Source organism: Paenarthrobacter sp. JL.01a (assembly GCF_025452095.1).
Classification (GTDB): Bacteria; Actinomycetota; Actinomycetes; order Actinomycetales; family Micrococcaceae; genus Arthrobacter.
In genome coordinates, this window is record NZ_CP104877.1 from 3,578,562 (window position 1) to 3,603,599 (window position 25,038).

Here is a 25,038-nt window from a genome sequence, read left to right on the forward strand (position 1 = left end):
TGTGAGGTTAATGAACACATTCCGGTTCAAAGCCACTGTTAAAGGGTACTTGGTGCAGTAAAACGCAGGTGTGATGGATAGCCCACGTCACAATTCCATAAGCAACGATTCTTCCGCTGACATCGCTCTGTTCCTTCAGGGAGCGCTGGCATAGTCTCTCTACATGAGTCCAGACGCCTTGGTTGAAGACATTGCGCACCTCTTGGAAGTCTGGGTGGCCGGCTGGTCCGGCTGCCGGGGCTACGAGTCACGCCAGGAGGGCCGCTTCCCTGCCGCTTTTCGCGCCGACAAAACCGGTGACTGGGAGTATTTCGCCCATGATCCCTCCGACGACGAGTTCGCTGCCTTGGCCGGCAAGACCGCAGAATCCTCCAGCCGGATCCTGACCATCCTCACCAACGACGTCCAACGGTACAAATACCTCGCCGGCCAACACGGGCTGACGGTGACCTCCGCTTCCCAGACCATGATGATCGTGGACATGGAAACCCAGGACGCCGAGGACCCATGGCTCCCCGACGACGACCTCGAACTTGCCACCTCCGAATCCAATGGCGTCCATCACGCCGTGGTCCACGCCGGCGAGCAAGTGGCCGCCAGCGGCAGGGTCTACGTGGTGAACGGGACCGCTGTCTTTGACAAGATCGTCACCGAGCCCGGGTTCCAGCGTCGCGGTCTGGGCACCTTCATCATGAAGGCCCTGGCTGCCCAGGCTTTCTCGCACGACGTCGAAAACGGCCTCCTTCTTGCATCCCTTGACGGCCAAAAGCTGTATTCGCACCTGGGCTGGGACGTTGTGTGCCACGTGCTCATGATGTCGGTCAGCGGAGCGGAAGGTTCGGACCTTTCCGGGAAGTAAGGCTTGCCGCGTTGCGGCACTGGCCGAGGGCGGTTCCCCGGGGTGCCGCCGTCGGGCGTCCCTGCAGGGTGACAGAATGATTTGGTGGCTGCACCTCATTCGTTGATCTCCTTGCTGGGCCGGACCCCGGATCCTGAGCAACTGCGCCATGTCCACACCATCCCGGCGCGCAAAGCGGTCAACGAGCCCTGGCCGGCGTGGGTACACCCTGATGTCGTGGCCAGCTACGGCACCTTGGGCATCCACGAACCGTACCGGCACCAGATCCAGGCCGCTGATATCGCCCATGACGGCCAGCACGTTGTCATTGCCACCGGGACAGCTTCCGGAAAATCCCTGGCCTATCAGTTGCCGGCATTGGATGCGATCCATCGTTCCGAGCTGCGGGTCCTGAGCGACCCCGGAAAAATCCACGACGACGGCGCGGTCACTCTCTATCTGTCCCCCACCAAAGCGCTGGCTGCTGACCAGCTCGCGGCGATCAGGGCGCTGAAGCTGCCCACCGTCCGTGCTGAAACATACGACGGCGACACCGACCCCGCCTCCCGCCGGTGGATCCGGGACCATGCCAATTTCATCCTGGCGAATCCGGACATGCTGCACTTTGGGATCCTTCCGAACCACACGTGGTGGGCAAGGTTCTTCCGCAGGTTGCGCTACGTGATCGTCGACGAAGCACACAGTTACCGTGGGGTCTTTGGATCGCACGTGGCAAACCTCATGCGACGGCTGCGCCGGATCTGCGCCTACTACGGGGCAGGAACTTCCTTCCCCGAGCCGGTGTTCATCGCGGCCTCGGCCACCGCATCCGATCCCGCGGTTTCCTTTGGGCGCCTCATCGGTGCGCCCGTCCGTGAAGTGTCGGAGGACTGCTCCCCGCACGCGTCCACTACGGTGGCGTTCTGGGAGCCGGCGCTGACCGATGTCAAGGGTGAGAACGGTGCCAAGCAACGGCGGACAGCAGTCGCTGAAACGGCCGACATCCTGGCCAACCTGGTGTCTTCGCGGATCCGTACCATCGCCTTCATCAAGTCCCGGCGCGGGGCGGAGTCCATCGCATCGATCACCAAGAGACTCCTGGACGAAGTTGATCCCAGCCTTCCTGGACGGGTGGCAGCCTACAGATCCGGCTATCTGCCCGAAGAGCGGCGTGCCCTGGAGCAGGCGCTCAGGTCCGGCCAGCTGCTTGGAGTGTCGAGTACCTCTGCCCTGGAACTCGGAATCGATATCTCCGGGCTGGACGCTGTGCTGGTGGCAGGGTGGCCCGGTACCCGTGCTTCCCTGTTCCAACAGATTGGCCGGGCAGGACGGGCCGGGCAGGATGCAATTGCCGCCTTTGTGGCCAGCGACGATCCTTTGGACACCTACTTGGTGAACCACCCGGAGGCCATCTTTGACGTGTCCGTGGAAGCCACCGTCTTCGATCCCGGCAACCCGTACGTCCTGGGACCGCACCTGTGTGCAGCGGCCGCCGAATTGCCCATCGGCCCGGCCGAACTCGATCTGTTCGGCCCAACGGCCGAGGGTTTGCTTGATCGCTTGGTAACCCAGGGGTACCTGCGCAAACGGCCCGCCGGATGGTTCTGGACCCACCCGGAAAGTGCCGCAGGGATGGTAAACCTGCGGGCCGACGGCGGCGGACCCGTCAGCATCGTGGACGCGGAGACCGGATCCCTCCTGGGAACGATGGACTCTCCGCAAACGCACTACCAAGCCCATACCGGCGCGATTTATGTCCATCAGGGCGACAGCTACCTGGTGGAAGACCTCAACGAGACCGACCATTGCGTCATGGTGCGGCGGGTGAACCCCGACTTCTACACCACCGCGCGAGATGTAACCCAGATCGAGGTTCTTGAGACCACGCGTTCGGTTCAATGGGGGGACATCACAGTTCACTTTGGCGATGTCAAAGTAACTACCCAAGTTGTTTCCTTTCAGCGCAAGGCGTTGATTTCCAATGAGATCCTCGGCGAAGAGCCCTTGGATCTGGGTGCCCGTGATCTGTTCACCAAGGCCGTCTGGTTCGTGGTGGACAACAGATCACTGCATGGAGCCGGCCTGGTGGAGGCCGAGTTTCCCGGAGCCCTCCATGCGGCAGAGCACGCGGCCATCGGGCTCCTGCCACTGGTGGCATCAAGCGACCGGTGGGACATCGGAGGTGTCTCCACAGCCCTGCATGCTGATACAGGCGTTCCGACGATTTTTGTCTACGACGGACATCCCGGTGGCGCCGGCTTCGCGGAGCGGGGCTTCGAGAAAGCGAAAACCTGGTTGACCGCCACCCGGGACGCCATCAAAGCCTGTGAGTGTGAAGCCGGCTGCCCGTCCTGTGTCCAGTCGCCCAAATGCGGCAACAAGAACAATCCTCTGGACAAGGCAGCCGCCATCACCCTCCTTGGCGTCCTGCTCAAGGATGCTGTCTAAGCACCCGGCGCTCACGGCGGTGGCCCCGCCTTGGCATGTCCCGTAGCAACGCCCCAGCTGAGGGGATACGCCACTTCCGTGACGACCTCCACCACCTCGCCGCCTGTCACCAAGCAGGAGCTGAGAGTCGCGTTGTGATGTCCGACCACCTCTGACGCCACGGCACACGGCTCTCCCGTGGTGAGGCCCCGGGCGGCATCCGCCGCAGCGAGGGCGGCAAGATCAGCAGCGGACGCGGCACGTGAGCCCATCACTCCGGCCTGGGCCAGCAACAGCACGCCGAGCAGGAGTGCCGTCACGACGGCTCCCAGCGCCAAAGCAAGCACTGATCCGGAGCCGCGCTCGCTGCCGAAACTGACGGATCGCCGGATCACGGAGCTCCTGCCTCTGCCCGGGCGGACGCTGACGCCGTCAGTCGCCACGGGATCAGCGAGCCCATGGCTCCACCAACGGGTGAGGAAGCAGTGACTGTCAGCCAGCCGCCGTCGTTTGTCAGCGATGCGCCGGCACCCTCCCCGGCAAGCCGGGTAACCGTACCTTGCACAACGGCAGCGCTTTCACCCCGCGCGGAAGCCCGGGCACCGGCCCTGGCCGCCTCCTCCAGCCGCAGCTGCGTGATGCCGGCAGCGCCGCCTGCCAGCAGGAAAGCCAGCAGCAGCAGCACCACAGCCGGCAACGCGACAGCGAACTCGGCAGTCACGGCTCCGCGCTCCCCACCTGCCAGTGCGGCCCTCCTGCGGACAAGCAGCACCTCTGTCATGGCAAGGACAGAGCCGTACGGATTACGTTGAGCAGGAAGCCCCGGACTTCTTCGCTGCGGAGGATGACCACCAGCAAGCCGGCCAAGCCAACAGCAGCCAAGGTAGTGATCGCATACTCCGCGGTGGCCATGCCCGACTCTGAACCCTTGAGCCGGCTTCGGAGTCCCTTCCGGGGCCGCCTCCCTCTCCGGACGGGGTCATCCCCGCGCTCGGGGTCCCGGACCGCCACCATGTCTTGGCGTGATTCGGCTCCGGAAATGGGGCGTGCCGGGGCAACCGGCCCGGCAGCAGGCGGACTAAATGTTGTTATCACGTTTGATTTCCTTTCAAGAGTGCCAGCGGTGTCTGGCTGGTTCGACTCTTCCGTGGCCCGGGATGGGCCGAAAGTATGTGATGCCTGCAAGTGGAAAACCCCTCCAAAAGGGCGGTTGTGGAGGAAGAGTGCGGTTGGCGAGTCAGCTGTGAGCCAGAGTTCACGCCGAAGGAAGCATGGCAATCAGTACTGGAACGATGCCCAGGCAAATAAAGGCCGGCAACGAGCAAAGCCCCAACGGCACCACGAGTTTTACGCCCAAGGCAGCTGCCCGTTTCTCAGCGGCCCTGAAGCTTTCACGCCGTTCCCGGGCTGCCTGGGCGTAAAGGATCGACGCCGATGGCGCTCCGGTGAGGGCAGCGAAGGCAAGCGCCTCCTTCAGCCGCAAGACCTCCGGGGCGTGTTGTGCAGGCGTGCGCCACGCGGTCTCCCAGTCGGCGCCGATGGCCAACGCTCCGACAACCGGTCGCAATGACTGGCTGATCGGAGGCGAAGCAGCACCGGCGAGGAGTTCCAGGGCCCTCCCGATGCCCGCTCCGGCGTCGAGCATGGAAGCCAGCAGCTCCAGCATCATCGCTGTATCGCGAAGGCCGTCTAGGGAAGACCCCGCGTTATCGCTAGCACCGCTGGGCGGCGACGAACCTGGGAGGGCAGCAATCAGCAGGCCGGCACGGGTGGGGACAGCAAAAGAAGCGAACGCTGCGAGGGCCAGGAATCCCACTATCAACAGGACCCCAGGGCCGGGCATCAGCTGCCTCCCGCTGCGGCGGTGACCAACTTGGAGGACCAGATACGTCCGGCAACTGTGAGCAACAGTCCGGCAGCGAACGTGGCAACGCCCCAAGGGTTTCCCAGCAGGATACCCAGGGGGTCCACGCCCAGCACCATGCCGAGAACCAGCCCGAACAATGGAAGCCATGACAGCAGGCGAACGGTGGCCTTCGGACCTGCGAGCGCGGTCTGGCGTGCGGCCTCGGCATCTTCTTCGGCCTCGAGCTGTGCCGCGAACCGGGTCAGGAGATCTGCCAGCGGACACCCGCTGGCTTCGGCTACATCCATGCAGGCCGCCAGCTCCATCCACTCCCGCCGCTCTGAACTTCCGCGCATGGGGTACGTTTGCGCGGCCGTCCGGCGGATGGCGTCAGCGGGTGAATTTCCCAGTGCGGAAGCGGCCCGCGCTGCTCCCAGCACCTTCAAGGACTCAAGGGAAAGGACTGACCCACGGGACGGGGAATGCTCTCCACGACCGCTTCCGGTCTGCGCAGCAGGTTCCTCCTTGGACTGCGGATCATGGACCAGCCACAGTTCTTCCCATAGCGCCGATGTTCCGCGGCCCCCGCGCAGGAGTGCCGCCAACTGCTGGACCAGGATCACCAGGTTGGGCGCGTCGGGTGAACGGCGCCGCAGCCAGTGCCGGACCGGGACTCCCTGCACTGGAGGGGCACTGTTGTCATCCTGCCTGCCCAGGCTTCGTGTCCTGCGACGACGGCTTGCCTCGTCGCCCCGGAAGTGCAGCCACGCCGCGTAGGCCAGGACGAGAACCATGATGCTCATCATCTGTGCGGCTCCAGGGAAAGCCTGCGGCACATCTCCAACCAGGCCGGACCTTCCGCTATCCCGGACGGACCCAAAGTCAACGCAGCAACTACTTCGGGACCATTGGGAGTCTGGACCATCATCCCGATGGAAGTCACTTGCCGCCCCATCCGGGTTCTGGCCACGTGGATCACGGCGTCCAGGGCTGTAGAGACCTGTAGCTGAACGGCCTCTGCATTCAATCCCGCGAGCGCGCCGAGGGCCACGAGCCGCGCGGGAACCGCTTCGGCTGTGTTGGCGTGGATGGTGCCCCCGCCACCGGTGTGCCCCGTGTTCAGCGCCGTCAGCAATTCCCGTACTTCGGCGCCCCGGCATTCTCCAACGATCAGCCGGTCGGGTCTCATGCGCAGTGCCTGCCGGACCAGCTCACCGAGGTCCAGGCTGCCTTCGCCTTCCAGATTCCCGTGGCGCGATTCAAGGCAGACCACGTGTGGGTGGACCGGGTTGAGTTCAGCGGCGTCCTCGATCAGAACCAGTCTTTCGTCCGGGTGGCTGAGGCCCAGCATGGTGGACAGGAGCGTGGTTTTTCCGGAGCCCGTTGCGCCACTGATCAGGAAGCTCAGCCTCCGCTCGACAATGGCACGAAGAACTTCCTCAACTCTTGGGGAAAACATCCCGCCCGTCCTCAGCTCGGACATCGTGAACACCTCTTCACGGCGTATGCGGATGGACAAGAGGGTCCCTGCAGTGGAGATGGGGGCGAGCACGGCATGGACGCGATAACCGCCTTTGAGCCGGACGTCGACGCACGGCGAACCATCGTCCAGCCGGCGTCCTCCTGCGGCTACCAGCCGCGATGCAAGGGACCTGACGTGAGGCTCGGCGTCGAACCGTACCCTGCTGTGTTCCAGGCCCCGCCCACGGTCGAACCACACCGAGTCCGGTGCGTTGACGAAAATGTCAGTGACCGAGGGGTCTTGGGCCAGTTGCTGCAATGGGCCCAGCCCACTCAATTCGGCGTTAATGGACTCTGCGGCTTCCAGGGCGCCGGCGGTCCCCAGCAGCCTGCCACTCGCCTGGATCGCCGCCGCTACGGTGGACGGCGTAACCGGTCCCCGGCCCGCAAGTACCGACTCACGGACTGTCTCAAGAAGCACCGTGTCCAGCTTGGGAGCCTGCTGGCGGCGCGGTCCTTCACTGAACCTGCTCATCGGAGGGCTCCATTGAGTTCCAGCACGCTCCCCGTGAAGCGTCCGACGTCCTTTCGGCGGCCCAGTTCCAGCAGCCTGCCCAGTTCCGTCGCGGCGCCCACGCCGCGAACCTCAGGGATCACCCCGATCAGCGGGATCCCGAGAGATTCTGCGAGGAAATTCGGCTGAACCTGCGAAGCGCTGCTGCCGCGCACCAGGAGGCCGGTACCCGCAGGTGGGAGCTCGTCCAGGATCCGGGCAGAAGCTACAGCTGACCTCAAATATGCCGTTGTTAGCAGCAAGAGATTGTCGCAGTCCCAGGAAAGCCTTCCCACGCCCTCGCTGCTCCGTCCGAGGTCCACGATGGTGAGCTCAAACGCCCGGCGTGCAGCATCCATGATGGCAGCAATGGCTCCCGCATCCGGACTTTGCACCGGCTCACGCGTGCCCGGCCAGGACAAGTACGTGAAACCACCGGCCACCGGCAGGGAGTCCCTGAATTGGACGGGATCCATGCTTCCCCTGCTTTCCTGGAAGTCCGGCCATCGGAGGCCCGGAACCGGCTCGTCCGTGATGACAAGTTCCAGTCCGCCTCCCCAGGGATCGCCGTCGATGAGCAACGTCCTGACTCCTTGGGAGGCCGCGGCCTGGGCAAGCCAGATGGCGGCAGTCGATGCGCCCGCGCCGCCGCAGCCACCCACGATCCCGGTCACCGTCCCACCGGGTTCGGGCGAACCCGACATGGTCAAGTGTTCAGCAAGCCACGCAGCGGCCTCGGGAAGGACCGCCACGCGCTCGGCCCCAAGTGCGGCGGCCATACGCCACAATGCGTCTCCGTCGCTGCCCTTGCCCAGCAATACTGAGGGTGCCCTCCGCCGTGGCGGCAGTTCACGTATGTCACTGCCCACCAAGACGACATCTGCACTGTCCCAACCATGGACCGCCTCCGTGACGCTCACCGCTGTTCGAAGAATGCCACCCGCCGCGGCCACTATCCGTTGTGCTTCCTCCTGGAGGTAGGGATCTGCCGAAACCAGGAGCACCCCTGATGCCTCCTGCGGCACCCAGTAGCCGCCCGGATCCCCTTCCTCTGGCTGGCCGATGGGTTGCCTGTGCCGACGAATACGCTTGCTCATGACAACACCCTCGCCGACCCCCTCACTCCGGATAAGCCTCCAAAGACCGTATGTGCATAAACCCCGCCCATTTCCGTACCTGAAGCCGCTTGTGGAGGAGGAGTCCCAGTGCTGCACAGCAGCAGCCGACCAACAGGGCAGAATGGAACGCATGTATTTGCTGCTCGCCGCCCATCCGGACGGCGCAGCCGTACAGAGGATTTCTCCTGCGGGAAAAGCCACCGCAGACGCCCGTTTCGTCACCCGTGCTGAGTTGCCCGGCGTCGTCCGTGAGCTCGAAACCCAACGGCCGCGCTGGGTATGGCACCGCGCCCAGGACTGGTATCCGGAACTGCTGGGCCACGGCATTGAGCTGGAGCGGTGCCATGACCTGGTGCTCTGCGGGGCGATACTGGCCCACTCGGAATTCACAGCCCACACGGACTACGCCCGGAACACGGTTCACCTCACCCAGGACGACGACAGCCCACCCCGCATCCTCCAGCCACCACCGACGTCCGCGGATCAAGGCGCACTCTTTGAGGACCTCACGCCGTCGGATCCCAAAGCAGGCCTGGCCGAACTGAAAGCAGAGTTCGCGGCCCAGCAAGAAGCGGTGGCGCAGGTCGACACCGGGCAACAGCGAAGACAACGGCTACAGTTGCTGCTTGCTGCCGAATCGGCGTGCGCCATCATCGCCGTCGAAATGCAGCACGCCGGCGTTCCCTGGCGGGAAGAATTGCACCAGCAAATCCTGGCCGATGTCCTTGGCCCCCGCCCTGCCCCCGGCAACCGACCCCCGGCTTTGGAAGCGCTCTGCACTGAGCTTCGGACCATCCTCAACTCCCCCAGCCTCAACCCTGACTCGCCGCAGGACCTCATGCGTGCGCTCCATCGCAACGGCATCGAAGTCAAAAGTACGCGGCAGTGGGAGCTCCAGGAGTCGAAGCATCCCGCCATCCAGCCCCTGCTCGCATACAAGAAACTCTCCCGCCTCCACACCGCCAACGGTTGGGCGTGGCTGGACGCGTGGGTGCGGGACGGGCGTTTCCACCCGGAATATGTGGTGGGTGGCGTGGTGTCGGGCCGTTGGGCCTCGCGCGGGGGCGGCGCCCTGCAAATTCCCCGCAATATCCGTGCGGCGGTGCACGCGGACCCGGACCACAAGCTGATCGTCGCTGACGCGTCGCAGCTCGAACCGCGGGTGCTGGTGGCCTTGGCCCAGGACACCAAAATGGCTGAGGCAGCCCGCGACAAGGACCTCTACGCCGGAATTGCCGCCCAAGGTTTCGGTGGCGACAGGGCCAAAGCGAAAGTCGCGCTGCTGGGCGCTATCTACGGCGCCACCACAGGCGAATCCGGCAGGCTCATGCCACAGCTGGCCCGCACGTATCCACGCGCTGTGGGGTACGTGGAACAGGCTGCCCGGGAAGGCGAAGCCGGCAGGACGGTGACTACGCGGCTCGGCCGAAGCAGTCCGCCGCCGTCGGCCGGTTGGCTGCGGAGCCAGCAATCAACCACCGCGGAGGAACAACGCCGGGCCGACAACCTGGCCCGGTCGCGGGGGCGCTTCACCCGGAACTTCGTGGTCCAGGGCTCGGCAGCTGAGTGGGCAGCGTGCTGGCTCGCGGAATTACGACGCCGGTTGCGGGCTTTGCGTGCCGAAGGCTCACCGTCAGGGGAACTCGTCTTCTTCCTGCACGATGAAGTCATGGTCCACGCCCCCGATGACGCCGTGGACGCGTGCATCAGGGCCATCGAAGAGTCCGCCGTTGCAGCCAAGGAACTGATGTTCGGGCCGATTCCCGTGCAATTTCCGGTGAGTGTCGCCGTCGTCGACTCTTACGACAAGGCGAAGTAGCCGCACATTAGCGGCAAGCGTGCGGACTTTCCAGTCACATCTCGCCAGATGAGGTGCCGTGACCTGGGCATGACGGGCGACTTTGGTTCCCCGCCGCTTCCCGATATTTTCACTGGGTAAGTGGCCTTGGGAGTCCACGGTGCATGCAAGGAAGCATTACAAGGGGGAAGCATGGCAGGCAGGTTTGAAATTCTCGCTGACAACGGTCAGGGGTACCGGTTCCGCCTCACGGCGGCCGATGGGACTGTGGTGGCGGAGTCACCGACCTTCCCACACCTCGACGGGGTGGTGGCCGGCATTGAAGCCGTCCGGGAGAATGCCGCAACGGGGCTGATCGTGGATCGTTCGACGCCGGCACGCAAGGCCGCGTAACGGCCACACCGGCGGCGTCGTCAGAGGTCGATGTCGTGGAGTTTGGCCCGATCCCAGGGAACGGTCCAGCCCAGCTCGTCGAAAAGGCCGCTGAGGACCATTCCCGTGAAGCCCCACACCACCACGCCGTTGATGGTGAACCCCGGGCTCGTATAGGTGCGCCCGAAGCGGGAAATCGTGGCCGTGACCCGGTTGGCAGGGTCCAGGAGGTCGCGGACAGGAACCCGGAAAACCTGCGCGGATTCGGCGTAGTCCACCACTCGGACCGGGGACGGAGCATCCCACCACGCCAATACCGGGGTCACGCGGAAGCTGCTGCGGATGAGTCCAAGCTCGGGGATAACTCCCAGGACGCGCACACCATTGGCATCCAGCCCTGTTTCTTCCACCGCTTCACGCAAGGCAGCGGCCACCACGGACTCGTCCTCGGGGTCCACGCTGCCGCCCGGAAAGGCCACTTGCCCCGGGTGGTCGTCCAAGGTGTGGGCGCGTTCCAGGAGCAGGACGTCAAGGTCGGCCGGAGCGATGGGGCGGCCCGACTCCGCGGGGACGTCGTCAAGAACGCCAAAGAGCATGAGCACCGCAGCTGCACGGTTGGTCTCGGCCGTGACGGGGAGCATGTCCCAGAGGGCGGAGTGCTCCTGCTGACCGGCCTGGAACCTCGTCACCAAGGCGGTCAGTTCCTCCAGCGCGGTCACCCGGGCCTCCTTTGCGATTCCATCCGGATCTCGGCGGCGCGGTGTGTCTCGGCCAGCAGCTTTTCCAGCAGTTCCTCGTTGCCCGGGGCGAGCTCGTATTTGAGCAGTTTGGCGGCTTTGACGGGATCCGTTTCGCCTTCACCGTAGCTCGGGCACAGGCTGGCCACCGGGCATGCGCCACAGGCCGGCTTCCGAGAATGGCACACCCGGCGCCCATGGAACACCACCCGGTGCGACAACATGGTCCAGTCCCGCGGTTCAAACAGTTCGGCCACGTCGAACTCGATCTTCACGGGGTCGTCCGAAGTAGTCCAGCCGAACCTTCGGGCCAAGCGTCCAAAGTGAGTGTCCACCGTGATGCCGGGAACTCCGAAGGCGTTGCCCAGCACAACATTCGCCGTTTTGCGTCCGACGCCGGGAAGCGTCACCAGATCCTCGAGCCTGCCGGGGACCTCGCCGTCGTATTCATCCACCAGCCGCGTGCTGAGCGCCAGGACGTTCCGGGCCTTGGCCCTGAAAAAGCCGGTGGGCTGAAGAATCACCTCCAGCTCAGCGGGATCGGCCTCGGCCATGGCCCGGGCATCGGGGTAGCGGGCAAACAGGATCTTGGTGACCTGGTTGACCATCACGTCCGTGGTTTGGGCGGACAGGACCGTGGCCACCACCAGTTCGAAGGGATTCGTGAAGTCCAGCTCAGCGTGCGCGTACGGATACTTTTCCGCGAGGACCCTGTTGATCTTGCGTGCCCGACGCTTGAGTGCGAGCAGCGAACCAGCTTCGGCGATGGCCACGTCGTCCCGTCCTAGCCGCGTTCGATGTTGCTGAGCTCCCGAAGAACCCCCAGCTTGCCGTCGGTGTCCTGGACCAGGAACTCATGGCCCCGGTCTTCGAGTGCGAGCACCCAGCCACCGGGTTCGATGGTGAAGGACGGGGCGCCCGTGCGTTCGTCGTAGGCAGTGCGCGGCTGGGCTACCGCGAACCAGAACGCCTCATACTGCGGCGCATCGGACTCCTCGGGGCGGCTCGCGGGATCGACCGTGGCACCGATGGTGTCGCTGACCCTGCGGGTGTCGCCGGAGACGATCGGGGTTGCCATGGTGGCTGCCCATGGCTGCTGGGCAGCGGGCTGCTGGGCATGCTGCGTGGTGGCCGGCTCTGCAGCAGCCGACGGTGCTGCTGCAGGAGCTTCAGCGGGCTGCGCCTCCTTGGCAGAGCTTTCCCGTTCAGCTGCCGGTACCGCAGCCGAGGCGCCCGCACCCGAGCTCCCTGCGACAGGTTCCTGACCGGCTGGCTCACCGGGGAGCTTGCTGTCCGCAGAATGCACGACGGCGGGAGCTTCCGTTGCCTGCGACGGCTCGCTTCCGTAGCTGGCTGGCGGAGCGAAGGGGCTGGGAGCGCCCACGCTGGTGGCACTGGCAGCAGCTGTGCCGGGGGCGGTTGCGCCGGCTGCGGTTGCGCCCGGGGCAGCGGGGGAAGGGGCAGCTGCGGTTGCACCGGCTGCAGTGCCGGCGGCCGGGTAAGCAGCAGAGGCTCCGGGGAAGCCCGCGCCCGCACCCGAGGCGCTGGCGTTGAAGGATCCACCGCCGGAAGCACCGAAGGTGGCACCTGACGTGGAGGTCGACGTGTTCGGCTTGGGCGCTTTAGGTGCCTTCGGCGCTTTGGGAGCAGCAGGCTTGCGGCTGGGCACAGCTGCTACGCGGGCAACCACATGGGCCGGAGTCTCAGCACGTCCCTTGAAATCGGCAGAGAGGAAGGGAAGGTGCGGGGCAAGGACGGTCGCAGCAAGCAGGCCCACGGAGCCAACCAAGCCCAAAAGGACGCTGCCATTAAACGAATTGGCGATGGTCAGGAAGAACAAAGGGAAAGCAAAGGAGGCCGTGACGGAGGCGAACTGGTCAACGGACAGCGAACCCACGCGGACGATGGTTCCCGGCTGTAAGCGGCGGGCGACGAAGAGCGCCACCACTACCAGCGGCAGGATGATGCCCAGCAGCAGGAAGAACAGGTTGCCGAGGTTCCAGAGGTTATAGCGGGAGCCGAACATGGGCAAAAGGGACGCGACAAACATCAGGAGCGTGGAGCCAAAGACGGTGAGGTCCCGGATGGTGAAGGGGCCGGCTACGGCATCGAACTTAGTGGCGCCACCGGTTGTGGCATCGCTTTTTCCTGATGATGCAGGCGTTGACTGCGCAGGGCTGGCAGCAGCTTTGCCATCTGGTCCAGTGGCCGTTCCAGCCGTGGTGTCCGGTCCCGTCGGCTGTGAGTCGTGCGGTCCTGGGCTCAGCTGGTTCATGTATTTCTCCTTTGTACGGCGGCGTCTTGGGCAGTCCGGTCCAGCGATTTCCACGGGATTCCGCAGGATCGCCGGACACGCCTGAGGGTGCGTCCCAAGACCTCTTCAGCCTATGCCACCCCCCTGACAGCCTTCTAGCCGAAAACGGTCATACGGCATCGCCCACAGCGAACTCCAAGGTTGCTTACAGAAAGTAGCCCCGGTTTCGGCTGCTGAGGGCGCTGGGCGCGGACCGGCGTCGTACGTCATGTAAGCGTTTCCCAGCCGCCCAAGGTGCCATTCGGCGCTAAAAATGTGCCGCTCGCTGCCGCGTTTGTGACCACGCACACGTAGGACGTCCCGAGGCGATAGTGTGGAAGGCGGACAGTACTCTGCGGACCTAACGGCGGGCTCCGCGCAGCAAAGATCGATGAATGATGAGGTTCACCATGTCCCAGGACACCACCGGATCCACGGCCACCGCTGCAGCTACATCGGCTCAGAACGGTCAGGCCCCCCACGTAGAGGCCCTTGAAAACCTCCTTCATGAGAACCGCAAGTTTGCGCCTTCGGCCGAGTTCGCCGCGAACGCCGTGGCAACAGCTGACGCCTACAAAGAGGCTGAAGCCGACCGTCCCTCGTTCTGGGCGAAGCAGGCCCGTGAGCTGCTGACGTGGAGCAAGGACTTCACCGAAACCCTGGATTGGTCCAACCCGCCCTTCGCCAAGTGGTTTGTGGGCGGAGAAATCAACGCCGCCTACAACGCCCTGGACCGCCACGTCGAAAACGGCCTGGGCGACCGCGTTGCCATCTACTTTGAGGGTGAACCCGGCGACACCCGCAGCTACACCTACGCGGAGCTGACCGAAGAGGTCAAGAAGGCTGCCAATGCCTTCGAAGCCCTGGGCGTGGCCAAGGGCGACCGCGTGGCCGTGTACCTGCCCATGATTCCCGAGGCCGTTATCACGCTCCTTGCCTGCGCCCGGATCGGCGCAGTGCACTCGGTGGTCTTTGGTGGTTTCTCGGCCGACGCTCTGCGCTCCCGCGTCGAGGACGCCGAAGCCAAGCTCGTGGTCACCGCAGATGGCACCTACCGCCGCGGCAAGCCCTCCCCCCTGAAGCCGGCCGTGGACGAAGCCCTGTCCAAGGAAGGCCACACCGTCCAGAACGTGGTGGTGGTCAAGCGCAACGGTGAGGACGTCAACTGGGTTGAGGGCCGCGACCTGTGGTGGGACGACACCGTAGGCGTCGCTGGAACCGAGCACGCCGCCGTCGGACATGACTCCGAGCACCCGCTGTTCATCCTCTACACGTCGGGCACCACCGGAAAGCCCAAGGGCATCCTGCACACCACCGGCGGCTACCTCACCCAGGGCGCCTACACACACAAGTCCGTGTTCGACCTCCACCCGGAAACGGACGTGTACTGGTGCACCGCCGACGTCGGATGGGTCACCGGCCACTCGTACGTCACCTACGCGCCGCTCATCAACGGCGCTACCCAGGTAATGTACGAAGGCACTCCCGACTCTCCGCACCAAGGCCGTTGGTGGGAAATCGTGGAGAAGTACAAGGTCTCAATCCTCTACACGGCTCCCACCGCCATCCGCACGTTCATGAAGTGGGGCCGGGACATCCCGGACAAGTACGACCTCTCCTCCATCCGCGTGCTGGGCTCCGTGGGCGAATCCATCAACCCCGAGGCCTGGATGTGGTACCGGGACGTCATTGGCGGAAACGCCGGCAAGAACGGTCAGAAGAAGGAACACCCCGCGCCGATCGTGGACACGTGGTGGCAGACCGAAACCGGCGCCCAGATGATCGCTCCGCTTCCCGGCGTCACCGCCACCAAGCCCGGCTCCGCCCAGGTTCCGCTTCCCGGGATCGCTGTGGACGTCGTGGACGAGAACGGCGCTTCGGTGGCCAACGGCGAAGGCGGCTACCTGGTGGTCCGCGAGCCGTGGCCGTCCATGCTCCGTGGCATCTGGGGCGACCCGGAGCGCTTCAAGGACACCTACTGGTCCCGGTTCGAGGCCATGTACTTCGCTGGCGACGGCGCCAAGAAGGACGAGGACGGCGACGTCTGGCTCCTGGGCCGGGTGGACGACGTCATGAACGTCTCCGGCCACCGGCTCTCGACCACCGAGATCGAATCCGCGCTCGTCAGCCACCCGTCCGTCGCTGAAGCAGCCGTGGTTGGTGCCGCCGACGAGACCACCGGGCAGGCCGTCGTCGCGTTCGTCATCCTCCGCGGCGACGCCGTCAACAACGGTGACGAAACCGTACTGGAACTGCGCAATCATGTGGGCAAGGAAATCGGCCCGATCGCCAAGCCCAAGCAGCTGCTGATCGTTCCGGAACTGCCCAAGACACGCTCGGGCAAGATCGTCCGCCGCCTCCTGAAGGACATCGCAGAAGGCCGCGACACCGGCGACGCCACCACTCTGGCAGACCCTGGCATCATGACCCAGATCGCGGAATCGCTGCGCAAGTAGCGACACCGGATCCAAACGCACGACGACGCCGCTCGCCTCCCGGGGTGGGCGGCGTCGTCGTGCGTTATACGCGTTTAACCAGTGGCCGCGTCCTAGACTGGTGCCAGACCCAGCCCCATGTTTGACGAGGTTCCCAGAAAGGCCCTGATGCTTCAGGCAGCACGCCACTCCGCCATCATCGAAGCCGTCCAGCGCGAGCGCGTGGTACGGGTCTCCGACCTCGCCCACTTGCTGGGCGTCTCCCCCATGACCGTGCGGCGCGACATCGAGGCCCTGGAGGAAACCGGCAGGGTGGAACGCATCCACGGCGGAGCCAAGCTCCCTGGTGACGCCAGGACGCATGAACCCGGATTCGAGCTGAAATCCACCCAGCTCACGGCGGAAAAACATGCGATCGCGGTGGAAGCTGCGTCCATGGTGCAGGAGGGCATGGCCATTGGCTTGGGCGCAGGAACCACCACCTGGGCCCTGGCCAAGGAACTCGTCAACGGTCCCCGGATCACCGTGGTGACCAACTCGGTGCGGATCGCGGACCTGTTCCACCACGGCGCGTCCTCCGGTCCGGGGCGGTTCGGTTCCACCGTCATCCTGATTGGCGGCGAGCGCACCCCCTCCGATGCCTTGGTGGGGCCGATCGCTACGGCTTCGTTGAAACAACTGCACCTCGATGTCCTTTTCCTGGGGGTGCATGGCATGGACGCGCAGGCCGGCTTCAGCACCCCGAACCTGCTCGAAGCCGAGACAGACCGCGCCTTCATGTCCTCGGCACGCAGCACCGTGGTCCTTGCCGACCACAGCAAGTGGGGTGTGGTGGGCATTGCCTCGATCGCTGCGCTGGAAGAGGCTGACGAGCTCATCACGGATTCCTTGCTGGGCGATGACGCGCGCCGGGTGCTGGAGGAGAACGTGGCCAGGCTCAGGATCGCCGCCACCGCACCCAACTAGGGGACAGATAACGCTCCAATGACGGCCCATTGGAGCGTTTGCTGTCCCCCAGTTGGGTCTCATACCGCGGGTGGAGGCCGGGTCGCGGAGTTCAACCAGTGGACTGACGCGGTCGGATAGGGCGGTTGGGGATGCTGGTTATATGAACGCCATCCTCCACGCTCAACAACTCACCAAGCATTACCCCGGCAGCATTGCGCTGGACCACGTCGACTTCACCGCGAACGCCGGTGAATCCATTGCAATCATCGGCCCTTCGGGTTCAGGCAAGACGACCCTCCTGCACTGCCTCGCCGGGATATTAAGGCCCGACGCCGGCACCATCACCTTGAGCACACCTTCGGCACCGCTGCGCCTGGACACTTTGGGGGACGCAGCGTTGTCCCGCCTGCGCCGTGAGGAATTCGGCTTCGTCTTCCAGCAGGGCATGCTCCTGCCCGAGCTGACCGCCGTCGAAAACGTCGCCTTGGCGCTCATGCTCAACGGCACCGACCGGGCCACCTCCGAGTCCCGTGCCGCGGAGTGGCTCGCGGCTTTGGGTCTGGCGGGCATGGAACATCGCAGGCTGGGTGAATTGTCCGGCGGCCAGGTCCAACGTGTGGCCATCGCCCGGGCGCAGGTCACCGGTGCACGGATGGTGTTTGCCGATGAACCCACCGGGGCCCTGGACTCCGCGACCTCCACCGAAGTCCTCGACGTGCTTCTTCACTCCGTGGCTGCCAATGGGCGCACGCTCCTGGTGGTCACCCACGACCCCAACGTAGCCGCACGCTGCCAACGTGTCGTGGAGCTCCGGGACGGCAGGATCGTGGCGGACAGCGCGGGATTAGTGGACAACGCCGGAATCGCGCCTGCCGCTGCCAGCCCTGCCCCCGCAACCACCAGTTTCAAAGGTGCCTTCAATGTCTAGCCTCACCATGGCCCTCCGGCTCGGTCCCTATCTTGCGCGCAACAGCGGGAACAGTTTCCGCGAAACGGGACTCCGTGATGCCGGGCTGCCCATCGTTGCCTTCGGCACAGTGACCGCGCTCCTGCTCACCGTCGCGGGCGGCTCCCAAGTTTTCTGGTCCTGGACCGACGACATCGCAGGCACTTACCAAGCGCTGGCCGTCGTCGCAATGGTCTTGCTCATCATCCCGCTGTTGACGCTCGGTGCCTCAGCCGCCCGGCTGGCCGCCCGCCGTCGTGATGACCGACTGGCGTCCCTGCGCCTGTTGGGTGCCAACAGCGCGACCGTGGTCTGGATGACCGTGATCGAATCGACCGTCCTCGCAGCAGTGGGTGCGGTGGCAGGCGCGGGACTGTACGCGTGTGCGGCTCCGTTCCTGGGGTTGATCCAGTTCCGTGGCCAGGCGATCGGCGGACACGCGTGGTTGTCCGTGCCCTCCATCCTGGGCTGCATCCTGGCGGTCTGCGTGCTTGCGGCGGCGAGCGCCGCGCTTGGGCTGCGGAAAGTTGTGGTGACGCCCTTGGGCGTCAGGACCCGGCAAACGGCCGACGGCGCGCATTGGGTTCGCGGGCTGATTGCGGCTGTTGTTGTGGTGATCGGAGTGGTGGCGATGGGAATGCTCAGCAGCTTTGGGGCCTTCATCGTGATCATCGCCGTCATGGGTGGCTGCTTTGGCCTGGCGTTGTTGGCGCTGAACCTCATGGGCCCGTGGGTCCTGCGCCTGCGGGCATCGTCGCAGCTCAAGCGGGCGAAAAGGCCGGAGCAGTTACTCGCGGCACGCACTGTACTGGAGAGTCCCAAAGAATCGTGGCGGCAAGTTGGGGGCGTCGCGATGACCAGTTTTGTGGGAGTCTTCGTGGGCGTGGGCATGGCCATAGCGGACGCCATGGGCACCGCCGGCGACACCGAAGCTGCATTGCTCGTTCGGGACATCAATACCGGAGTGATGATTACGCTGCTGGGTTCGTTTTTGATGGTGGCGTGTTCGGCCGGCGTGAACCAGGCCGCCGCAGTACTGGATCGGGCGTCAACGCTGGTGGCCCTCGACCGGGTGGGGATGCCGCGGAAACTCATGGTGGCCGCGCGAGTCAAGGCCGTGATGTCTCCGCTGTTCCTGGTGGCGGGGATATCCGCAGCCGCTGCCGCCGTCTTGGTCCTGCCGTTGACGGGTGCGGTGCTGCTGACCCAGCCCGTGGTGCTGCTGACCATCGCGGGAGTGTTCGCGGCCGGGTTCCTTCTGGTTCGGCTTGCTGTTGCCGCCGGGACAGCTCAGATCGCCCAGGTGCTGGCCCGTCCGGAGCGCTACGCGAGCGTGGACTCGTAGCAAGCCCCGCCGAGTTGGCATTTGATGACAATGTTGGGACCAAACATTGTCATTAAGTGCCACTTCGGATGCGCCCTAGGCGCAGCCGCAGGATTGCCGGATGATCAACTCCGTGGGCAGGACCTGGTGTTGCAGCTCTTCGCCGCGCCCCTTGCCTACCAAGGCCCGAACGGCTGCCTGGGCCATCGCTTTGACGGGCTGCGCGACGGTGGTGAGCGCCGGCCAGCTGTATTCGGAGTCCAGGGAGCCGTCGAAGGAAACCAGCGCCAGCTCATCGGGAACGCGCACGCCCGCCTCGTGGAGCGCCCTGAGGATGCCGATGGCCTGCATGTCATTGCTGGCGAAGACAGCGGTGGGCCGGTTGGCCATGGCGAGGAAACGCTTGCCGACCTCATAGCCCCCGGGACGGCTGAACGGGCCATGCAGCATGGGGCCTTCGGCCAATCCGGCTTCACGGAGTGCGGCAAGCCAACCGACTTCGCGTCCGTCCAACTGGTTGCCGGTATTGGTCCCAATCGCGAGGCCTATGTTCGTGTGTCCATGGCCGATCAAGTGCTCCACGGCTGCCCGGGCACCCGCTTCCAGGTCCACGCCCACACTGCTGAACCCCGGCGGTGAGCCGGCGTTGTTCAGCAGGACAGCCGGGATTTCCGAGGCTTCGAGCTCCGTGACGTCGGGGTCGAACACACAGCTTGCAAGGAACACTCCATCCACCTGCCGGGCGGCCAGGGTCCGGATGTTCTTCCGTTCCCGCGTCAGGCTTCCATCGGAGTTGGTGAGCACCATGCCGAATCCCAGTTCAGCCGCCGCGTCTTCGACCGCGTGGGCCAGCTGGGTAAAGAAAGGGTTGGTGTTATCCGGTACAACAACGCCGATGGTTTCGCTGGAGCCCAGCTTCAGCGCCCGGGCCGCCGCGTTGGGTCGGTACCCAAGGACGCGGATGGCGTCGCGGACCTTGGCTTCGGTTGCCGGGGCCACGTTCTTGGGCCCACCGTTCACTACATAACTCACGACGGCGGTACTCACCCCGGCGTACCGGGCCACGTCTTTGCGTGTAACCGGTCCGCGCGGGGTTTGTACTGCTGCTGTTGTCATGGGGTAAATGCTAGCTACTCCACGGGGGCATCACCGAAGTCGCGAATGGGAAGCCGTTCGCCACCGCGGAGGGCAGACTCGTGGGCCACGATGCCTGGAAGGGTGAACCGGGCGGCCACCCAGGCGTTGACCGGGGGAAGGCTGCGGTTGTTCACGGCAGTCACAAAGTCGTCCACCAGGAACTGGTGGCTGCCCTCGTGTCCGTTGGGCGCTCCGAGGAATTCCTCGGGGAGCCGGGACTGATCGTGCACTGGAGCCAGTCCTGAGATGAACGCGTCACGGAGCTCAGGTGCCACCTCTGCCAGTGAAGGATCGTCGGCAGACATGGTGGGCTTGGTTTCCACCTGCTCGGACACGTCCTGCACAGATGACTTGTCCTGCCACACAGTGGTGGTGGCGAGCTGCTCAAAGCTGGCGTCCGTTCCGAAGAAACGGAAGCGGGATTCGCGGATGTGCGACGGATACCCCACGCGGCGCATCTCATTGGTGCGCATCGCACCGCCGTCGTTCATTTCGAACAGTGCGGTGGCGTTGGAGAAGTCGTTGGCGAACATGCTGACGTCTTTGTCGAAGACGCCGTCGCCCCGCTCGTCTTTGACTCCGATGCAGCTCACACTGACGGCGTGGCCCGGTACTGCGCCGAGGACACCGCCGATGGCGTGGGTGGGGTACAACATGGGCGGGTAACTCGCGGTTTCCTTCCAGCGTTCACCGCCGCTGTATTGGTAGGCCTCGTAGAAGCCCAGGTCCATGTCGTGGACGTAGTCGCCCTCCGTGTAGAAGATCCGGCCGAACTTACCCTCGGCGTGCTGCTTCCGGGCGAAAACCGTGGCGGGGTTGTAGTAGCTGGTCTCCCCCATCGCGTAGACCAGCTTTGTTTCCCGCACGGCTTTGATGATCCGCTCGATTTCCTCTTCGGAAATTGCCATCGGCACCGCCGAGTACACATGCTTTCCGGCCCGCAGGGCCCGCTCCACCAAGGGGCCGTGGGTCCACCGCTGCGTGAAGATGGCGACAGCATCGATGTCGGACTCCAGCAGCTCCTCGAAGGAGGCCACGGTGCCGTCCAAACCCCAACGCTCCTGCGCTGCGACGGCGCGCTCGGGCAGCTCGTCCACCGCGTAGACCCGGCGGACACCGGGGTGGAGCTTGAAGAGGTGGGCGAACTGGCTGCCGAACTGCCCCACGCCAACAACACCAATCGAAAACGTCATTGTTTGCCTTTCCTGCGGCCGCGCACAGCAGCCGTTTGTCCGTCGTGTCTTGCGTACGCTCGAGTGTCGCACCCGCTATCTACACGAGTCAACAGAAACAACATTTCCGAACATTTTTCATCAAAACTTCGCGACTCGTCTTGCCAAGGCAAAATCTACTCGTGTAGATTCGCCTCCAGCTGTTACCCGCATCACTCCCGAGAAAGGGTCAACGATGACCACGCTAACCAAGCAAGCGGATCCTGGGCTCTCCGCCAAGGCGCCGCGGAAGTCGCGCAAGCCGGGAAGACCATCCGACAGATTCCGCGGTATCGGAGACTTGAAGATCGCGCTCTTCTTCATCGCCCCGGCGATGGTCGGACTGATCCTCTTCTACCTCGTCCCGACAATCCGGGGCATCTACCTCAGCTTTACCGAGTACAGCATCCTGGGCGATCCGGAATGGATTGAGACAAAGAACTACGAACGCATAGCCAAGGATCCGCTGTTCTGGAACGCCCTGGGCGTCACGGGGGAATACGTGGTGATCAACATCGTCCTGCAGACGGCGTTGGCCCTGGGCCTTGCAATCCTGATGCACCGTGTTGCCAGGTCCACACTCATTCGCGGCGCGCTCCTGATGCCCTACCTGATGGCGAACGTCATCGCGGCTCTGCTGTGGTTCTGGATGCTTGATTACCAGATCGGCATCATCAACCAGATCATCGAATGGACCGGGTTGCCCCGGGTAGCGTTCTTCGGCAGCGAGCAATGGGCCATCCCCACACAAGCGCTCATCAACACGTGGCGGCATATGGGCTACACGGCGCTCCTGATCTTCGCCGGGCTCCAAGCCATCCCGAGCAGTGTCTATGAGGCCGCCAGCATCGACGGTTCCAAGGCCATGACCACTTTCTGGCGGATCACCCTGCCACTGCTGCGACCGGTCCTTGTGCTGGTCCTCGTCGTGACTGTCATCGGTTCCTTCCAGGTCTTTGACACCGTTGCAGTCACCACGGCCGGCGGTCCTGTCAATGCGACCCGCGTGCTGCAGTTCTACATCTACCAGCGCGCCTTCAACGAACAGGACTTCGGCTACGGATCTGCTTTGGCTGTCATCCTCTTCCTCATCCTTGCCATCGTCGCTTTCATCCAGATGAAGTTTCTCCGCGGCAACCAGTCGGACCTGGACTAAGGACACGCCATGACCACTTTTACCTCACGCACAAGCGCCGGCCGTCGCCGCCCGTTTAGCCGCCCCTTCAGCTGGCGCCGCGCCATCGCCCTGACCCTCCTCGGCCTGGCCATCGCCGTGAGCATCCTGCCCTTCTACTGGGTGCTGCGCACAGCCCTGTCCACCAACGGCTCGCTCGCCGCGAACTCCGCCAACCTGCTGCCGGCCGACTTCAACCTGGGCGCGTTCAAGCGGGTCTTCGGCCTCCAGAGTGCCTCCGAAGCCATCGCAGAAGGCGGCTCGGGCGCGTCGATCAATTTCTGGCAGTACCTCTGGAACTCGCTGCTCTTCTCGGGCATCACAACAGCCTGCGCTGTGTTCTTCAGCTCAATGGCTGCCTATGCTTTCTCCCGGCTGCGGTGGAAGGGGCGCGACGCGGTCTTCTCCCTGTTCCTTGCCACCATGCTTGTCCCGCCGATCTTCACCGCCCTGCCCAACTTCCTGCTCATCAAGAACCTGGGCCTGCTCAATTCCATGCTCGGACTCGTGCTGCCGTACCTGTTCATGACCCCGTTCGCCATCTTCTTCATGCGCCAGTTCTTCCTGAATATGTCCCGGGAAGTTGAAGAGGCCGCAATGCTGGACGGCGCCAAGCACTGGCGGATCTTCTTCCAGATCATCATGCCCAACGCCGCTGCTCCGATCGCGACCTTGGCCCTGCTGACGTTCATGGGCCAGTGGAACGAATACTTCTGGCCTCTGTTGGTAGGCACCTCCGAAGAGTCCCGGGTGCTCACCGTGGGACTCGGGGTCTTCAAATCCCAGTCCCCGCAAGGTGCTCCGGACTGGTCAGGGCTCATGGCCGCAACACTCGTGTCCGCCACGCCGGTGCTGATCCTCTTCGCCATATTCGGCAAACGGATCGTCAACTCCATCGGCTTCAACGGCACCAAATAGCCCGATCCACCTCCCACACGCGGAAACCGGCCTGCGCCGGCACGCACCCATCCCGTCCTGAAAGGACCAACCATGATAAAAAAGAAGGCAATCGGCGTCGTCGCCGCAGCCGCCGTCCTCGCACTGTCCGCCTGCTCGGGCGGAAACTCCGGAGGCAGCTCCGGCGGTGACTCCGCCAAGGGCGAGATCAACTACTGGCTCTGGGACGCCAACCAGCTCCCGGCATACCAGCAGTGCGCCACTGACTTCAGCAAAGCCAACCCGGACATCACCGTCAAGATCACCCAAACCGGCTGGGACGACTACTGGTCCAAGCTCACCAACGGCATGGCCTCCGGCACTGCGCCGGACGTCTTCACGGACCACCTTTCCAAGTATCCGGACTTCATCAAGACCAAACAGTTGGTGGCCCTTGATGACGCCCTTGCGCAGGACAAGGTAGACCTCTCCCAGTACAACGAGGGCCTTGCCGACCTCTGGGTGGGCCAGGATGGCAAGCGCTACGGCCTGCCCAAAGACTGGGACACGATCGCGCTCTTCTACAACCAGAAGATGGCCGCCGACGCCGGCATCACCCCGGAACAGATGGGCTCCCTGACCTGGAATGCGCAGGACGGCGGCACCTACGAAAAGGCCATTGCCCGGCTCACAGTCGATAAGAACGGAAAGCGCGGCGACGAAGCCGGCTTCGACAAGAACAACGTTGCCGTCTACGGATTGGGCCTGCCGGGCTCCGACGCCGAGAACGCCGGCCAGACGCAGTGGAGCTACCTCTCTGCCACCACTGGCTGGACCACCACGGACAAGAACCCTTGGGGCACCCACTTCAACTACGACGACAAGAAGGTCCAGGACACCATCGCCTGGTGGGCCTCGCTGACCGAGAAGGGCTACATGCCCAAGCTTGAAACCACCGTCGGTGCCAATGCCGCCGACAACTTCGGCGCAGGCAAGGCCGCCATCAACAGCAACGGCTCCTGGATGATCGGCCAGTACACCGGCTACAAGGGCATCGACGTCGGCATCGCTCCCACGCCGAAGGGTCCCGAAGGCAAACGTGCCTCCATGTTCAACGGCCTGGCCGATTCCGTGTGGGCCGGCACCAAGAAGAAGGACGCAGCCATCAAGTGGGTGGAGTACCTCGGTTCCGCCGCCTGCCAGGACGTCGTAGCTTCAAAGGCCGTCGTGTTCCCGGCCATCACCACCTCCTCCGAGAAGGCCGCAGATGCCTTCAAAGCCAAGAACGTGGACGTCAGCGCCTTTACCCAGCATGTGAAGGACAAAACCACCTTCATGCTCCCGATCACGGACAACGCCGCCAAGGTTTCCGGAATCATGAAGCCGGCCATGGACGCGGTTGTCTCGGGTAAGTCCCCTGCCAGTTCGCTGACAGCCGCCAACGAGCAAGTCAACGCACTCTTCAAGTAGAACCCTCCCGTTGTGAGGCCTGCTCTGCGTCCCATTACCCCCGCAAAGCACGCAGAGCAGGCCCCGCAACACCC

General features: G+C 64.3%; 23 protein-coding genes. 11 read left to right on the plus strand and 12 right to left on the minus strand.

Annotation, left to right across the window (positions count from 1 at the left end; all coding sequences use genetic code 11):
* The first annotated feature begins 163 nt into the window (after nt 1-163).
* Together N5P29_RS16935 and N5P29_RS16940 are read left to right on the plus strand one after the other, a co-directional pair.
* Nucleotides 164-859 (plus strand): GNAT family N-acetyltransferase, encoded by a 696-nt coding sequence (locus N5P29_RS16935; RefSeq protein ID WP_262275972.1) that lies wholly within the window; start codon nt 164-166, stop codon nt 857-859.
* An 84-nt stretch (nt 860-943) separates the two neighbouring features.
* Entirely contained in the window at nt 944-3,286 is a 2,343-nt protein-coding gene (locus tag N5P29_RS16940) for a DNA 3'-5' helicase SftH (protein WP_262275973.1), read from the plus strand.
* An 11-nt stretch (nt 3,287-3,297) separates the two neighbouring features.
* Here the strand turns inward: N5P29_RS16940 and N5P29_RS16945 are convergent, their stop codons facing one another.
* The 7 genes from N5P29_RS16945 to ssd all read right to left on the minus strand — a co-directional run bounded on the left by N5P29_RS16945 (nt 3,298) and on the right by ssd (nt 8,222).
* Complete coding sequence (locus N5P29_RS16945) at nt 3,298-3,660, minus strand: Rv3654c family TadE-like protein (protein WP_262275974.1); 363 nt, start codon at nt 3,658-3,660, stop codon at nt 3,298-3,300.
* The gene (locus N5P29_RS16950) at nt 3,657-4,046 is read right to left on the minus strand and encodes a TadE family type IV pilus minor pilin (RefSeq protein ID WP_262275975.1); all 390 of its coding nucleotides are present in this window, start codon (nt 4,044-4,046) and stop codon (nt 3,657-3,659) included. The genes N5P29_RS16945 and N5P29_RS16950 overlap by 4 nt, the downstream gene beginning before the upstream one ends.
* The gene (locus tag N5P29_RS16955; RefSeq protein WP_262275976.1) at nt 4,043-4,360 is read right to left on the minus strand and encodes a DUF4244 domain-containing protein; all 318 of its coding nucleotides are present in this window, start codon (nt 4,358-4,360) and stop codon (nt 4,043-4,045) included. Before N5P29_RS16955 ends, N5P29_RS16950 begins: the two co-directional genes overlap by 4 nt.
* A 160-nt stretch (nt 4,361-4,520) precedes the next feature.
* The gene (locus tag N5P29_RS16960) at nt 4,521-5,108 is read right to left on the minus strand and encodes a type II secretion system F family protein (protein WP_262275977.1); all 588 of its coding nucleotides are present in this window, start codon (nt 5,106-5,108) and stop codon (nt 4,521-4,523) included.
* Nucleotides 5,108-5,917: a type II secretion system F family protein gene (locus N5P29_RS16965; RefSeq protein ID WP_262275978.1), complete on the minus strand. Its 810-nt coding sequence runs from the start codon at nt 5,915-5,917 to the stop codon at nt 5,108-5,110. Before N5P29_RS16965 ends, N5P29_RS16960 begins: the two co-directional genes overlap by 1 nt.
* On the minus strand, nt 5,914-7,107 hold the full coding sequence (locus N5P29_RS16970; protein WP_262275979.1) for a TadA family conjugal transfer-associated ATPase: 1,194 nt from the start codon (nt 7,105-7,107) through the stop codon (nt 5,914-5,916). Before N5P29_RS16970 ends, N5P29_RS16965 begins: the two co-directional genes overlap by 4 nt.
* Nucleotides 7,104-8,222, minus strand: coding sequence for a septum site-determining protein Ssd (ssd, locus tag N5P29_RS16975; protein WP_262275980.1), 1,119 nt, complete (start codon nt 8,220-8,222; stop codon nt 7,104-7,106). Before ssd ends, N5P29_RS16970 begins: the two co-directional genes overlap by 4 nt.
* Before the next feature lie 151 nt (nt 8,223-8,373).
* Here ssd and N5P29_RS16980 point away from each other — a divergent pair, with 151 nt between their 5' ends.
* Both N5P29_RS16980 and N5P29_RS16985 read left to right on the plus strand, forming a co-directional pair.
* Nucleotides 8,374-10,062 (plus strand): bifunctional 3'-5' exonuclease/DNA polymerase, encoded by a 1,689-nt coding sequence (locus N5P29_RS16980; RefSeq protein WP_262275981.1) that lies wholly within the window; start codon nt 8,374-8,376, stop codon nt 10,060-10,062.
* 171 nt (nt 10,063-10,233) lie between these two features.
* The gene (locus N5P29_RS16985; RefSeq protein ID WP_262275982.1) at nt 10,234-10,434 is read left to right on the plus strand and encodes a YegP family protein; all 201 of its coding nucleotides are present in this window, start codon (nt 10,234-10,236) and stop codon (nt 10,432-10,434) included.
* 20 nt (nt 10,435-10,454) lie between these two features.
* Here N5P29_RS16985 and N5P29_RS16990 read toward each other — a convergent pair whose 3' ends face one another.
* From N5P29_RS16990 to N5P29_RS17000, 3 genes are read right to left on the minus strand one after another with little or no spacing between them, the layout of a single operon-like run.
* Nucleotides 10,455-11,132: an NUDIX hydrolase gene (locus tag N5P29_RS16990; RefSeq protein ID WP_262275983.1), complete on the minus strand. Its 678-nt coding sequence runs from the start codon at nt 11,130-11,132 to the stop codon at nt 10,455-10,457.
* Nucleotides 11,129-11,923, minus strand: coding sequence for an endonuclease III (gene nth, locus N5P29_RS16995; protein WP_144659112.1), 795 nt, complete (start codon nt 11,921-11,923; stop codon nt 11,129-11,131). Before nth ends, N5P29_RS16990 begins: the two co-directional genes overlap by 4 nt.
* 11 nt (nt 11,924-11,934) lie before the next feature.
* On the minus strand, nt 11,935-13,425 hold the full coding sequence (locus N5P29_RS17000; RefSeq protein WP_262275984.1) for a hypothetical protein: 1,491 nt from the start codon (nt 13,423-13,425) through the stop codon (nt 11,935-11,937).
* Nucleotides 13,426-13,853: 428 nt separating this feature from the next.
* On the opposite strand from N5P29_RS17000, the gene acs reads away from it, so the two are divergent.
* From acs to N5P29_RS17020, 4 genes are all read left to right on the plus strand, one after another.
* Complete coding sequence (acs, locus tag N5P29_RS17005) at nt 13,854-15,899, plus strand: acetate--CoA ligase (RefSeq protein ID WP_262278608.1); 2,046 nt, start codon at nt 13,854-13,856, stop codon at nt 15,897-15,899.
* 147 nt (nt 15,900-16,046) lie between these two features.
* Entirely contained in the window at nt 16,047-16,844 is a 798-nt protein-coding gene (locus tag N5P29_RS17010) for a DeoR/GlpR family DNA-binding transcription regulator (protein WP_262275985.1), read from the plus strand.
* 142 nt (nt 16,845-16,986) lie between these two features.
* Complete coding sequence (locus N5P29_RS17015) at nt 16,987-17,754, plus strand: ABC transporter ATP-binding protein (RefSeq protein WP_262275986.1); 768 nt, start codon at nt 16,987-16,989, stop codon at nt 17,752-17,754.
* Between the two features lie 7 nt (nt 17,755-17,761).
* A complete protein-coding gene (locus tag N5P29_RS17020; RefSeq protein WP_410007929.1) occupies nt 17,762-19,117 on the plus strand; it encodes an FtsX-like permease family protein in 1,356 nt (451 codons plus the stop codon).
* A gap of 75 nt (nt 19,118-19,192) precedes the next feature.
* Here N5P29_RS17020 and N5P29_RS17025 read toward each other — a convergent pair whose 3' ends face one another.
* A complete protein-coding gene (locus tag N5P29_RS17025; RefSeq protein WP_262275988.1) occupies nt 19,193-20,212 on the minus strand; it encodes a LacI family DNA-binding transcriptional regulator in 1,020 nt (339 codons plus the stop codon).
* Nucleotides 20,213-20,226: 14 nt separating this feature from the next.
* A complete protein-coding gene (locus N5P29_RS17030) occupies nt 20,227-21,426 on the minus strand; it encodes a Gfo/Idh/MocA family protein (RefSeq protein ID WP_262275989.1) in 1,200 nt (399 codons plus the stop codon).
* 214 nt (nt 21,427-21,640) lie between these two features.
* Here N5P29_RS17030 and N5P29_RS17035 point away from each other — a divergent pair, with 214 nt between their 5' ends.
* The 3 genes from N5P29_RS17035 to N5P29_RS17045 all read left to right on the plus strand — a co-directional run bounded on the left by N5P29_RS17035 (nt 21,641) and on the right by N5P29_RS17045 (nt 24,964).
* Nucleotides 21,641-22,600: a carbohydrate ABC transporter permease gene (locus N5P29_RS17035; protein WP_262275990.1), complete on the plus strand. Its 960-nt coding sequence runs from the start codon at nt 21,641-21,643 to the stop codon at nt 22,598-22,600.
* Between the two features lie 9 nt (nt 22,601-22,609).
* Nucleotides 22,610-23,536, plus strand: a complete 927-nt coding sequence (locus N5P29_RS17040; RefSeq protein ID WP_262275991.1) for a carbohydrate ABC transporter permease — start codon at nt 22,610-22,612, stop codon at nt 23,534-23,536.
* A 72-nt stretch (nt 23,537-23,608) separates the two neighbouring features.
* Nucleotides 23,609-24,964, plus strand: coding sequence for an ABC transporter substrate-binding protein (locus tag N5P29_RS17045; RefSeq protein ID WP_262275992.1), 1,356 nt, complete (start codon nt 23,609-23,611; stop codon nt 24,962-24,964).
* Nucleotides 24,965-25,038: the final 74 nt, after the last annotated feature.

What these genes read in the sequence shown, in the direction of transcription:
- N5P29_RS16935 (WP_262275972.1), top strand. Translation starts at nt 164, where the DNA reads ATGAGTCCAGACGCCTTGGTTGAAGACATTGCGCACCTCTTGGAAGTC.
- N5P29_RS16950 (WP_262275975.1), bottom strand. Translation starts at nt 4,046, where the DNA reads ATGACAGAGGTGCTGCTTGTCCGCAGGAGGGCCGCACTGGCAGGTGGG.
- N5P29_RS16960 (WP_262275977.1), bottom strand. Translation starts at nt 5,108, where the DNA reads ATGCCCGGCCCTGGGGTCCTGTTGATAGTGGGATTCCTGGCCCTCGCA.
- N5P29_RS16965 (WP_262275978.1), bottom strand. Translation starts at nt 5,917, where the DNA reads ATGATGAGCATCATGGTTCTCGTCCTGGCCTACGCGGCGTGGCTGCAC.
- N5P29_RS16970 (WP_262275979.1), bottom strand. Translation starts at nt 7,107, where the DNA reads ATGAGCAGGTTCAGTGAAGGACCGCGCCGCCAGCAGGCTCCCAAGCTG.
- ssd (WP_262275980.1), bottom strand. Translation starts at nt 8,222, where the DNA reads ATGAGCAAGCGTATTCGTCGGCACAGGCAACCCATCGGCCAGCCAGAG.
- N5P29_RS16980 (WP_262275981.1), top strand. Translation starts at nt 8,374, where the DNA reads ATGTATTTGCTGCTCGCCGCCCATCCGGACGGCGCAGCCGTACAGAGG.
- N5P29_RS16985 (WP_262275982.1), top strand. Translation starts at nt 10,234, where the DNA reads ATGGCAGGCAGGTTTGAAATTCTCGCTGACAACGGTCAGGGGTACCGG.
- N5P29_RS17000 (WP_262275984.1), bottom strand. Translation starts at nt 13,425, where the DNA reads ATGAACCAGCTGAGCCCAGGACCGCACGACTCACAGCCGACGGGACCG.
- acs (WP_262278608.1), top strand. Translation starts at nt 13,854, where the DNA reads ATGTCCCAGGACACCACCGGATCCACGGCCACCGCTGCAGCTACATCG.
- N5P29_RS17010 (WP_262275985.1), top strand. Translation starts at nt 16,047, where the DNA reads ATGCTTCAGGCAGCACGCCACTCCGCCATCATCGAAGCCGTCCAGCGC.
- N5P29_RS17015 (WP_262275986.1), top strand. Translation starts at nt 16,987, where the DNA reads ATGAACGCCATCCTCCACGCTCAACAACTCACCAAGCATTACCCCGGC.
- N5P29_RS17020 (WP_410007929.1), top strand. Translation starts at nt 17,762, where the DNA reads ATGGCCCTCCGGCTCGGTCCCTATCTTGCGCGCAACAGCGGGAACAGT.
- N5P29_RS17025 (WP_262275988.1), bottom strand. Translation starts at nt 20,212, where the DNA reads ATGACAACAGCAGCAGTACAAACCCCGCGCGGACCGGTTACACGCAAA.
- N5P29_RS17030 (WP_262275989.1), bottom strand. Translation starts at nt 21,426, where the DNA reads ATGACGTTTTCGATTGGTGTTGTTGGCGTGGGGCAGTTCGGCAGCCAG.
- N5P29_RS17035 (WP_262275990.1), top strand. Translation starts at nt 21,641, where the DNA reads ATGACCACGCTAACCAAGCAAGCGGATCCTGGGCTCTCCGCCAAGGCG.
- N5P29_RS17040 (WP_262275991.1), top strand. Translation starts at nt 22,610, where the DNA reads ATGACCACTTTTACCTCACGCACAAGCGCCGGCCGTCGCCGCCCGTTT.
- N5P29_RS17045 (WP_262275992.1), top strand. Translation starts at nt 23,609, where the DNA reads ATGATAAAAAAGAAGGCAATCGGCGTCGTCGCCGCAGCCGCCGTCCTC.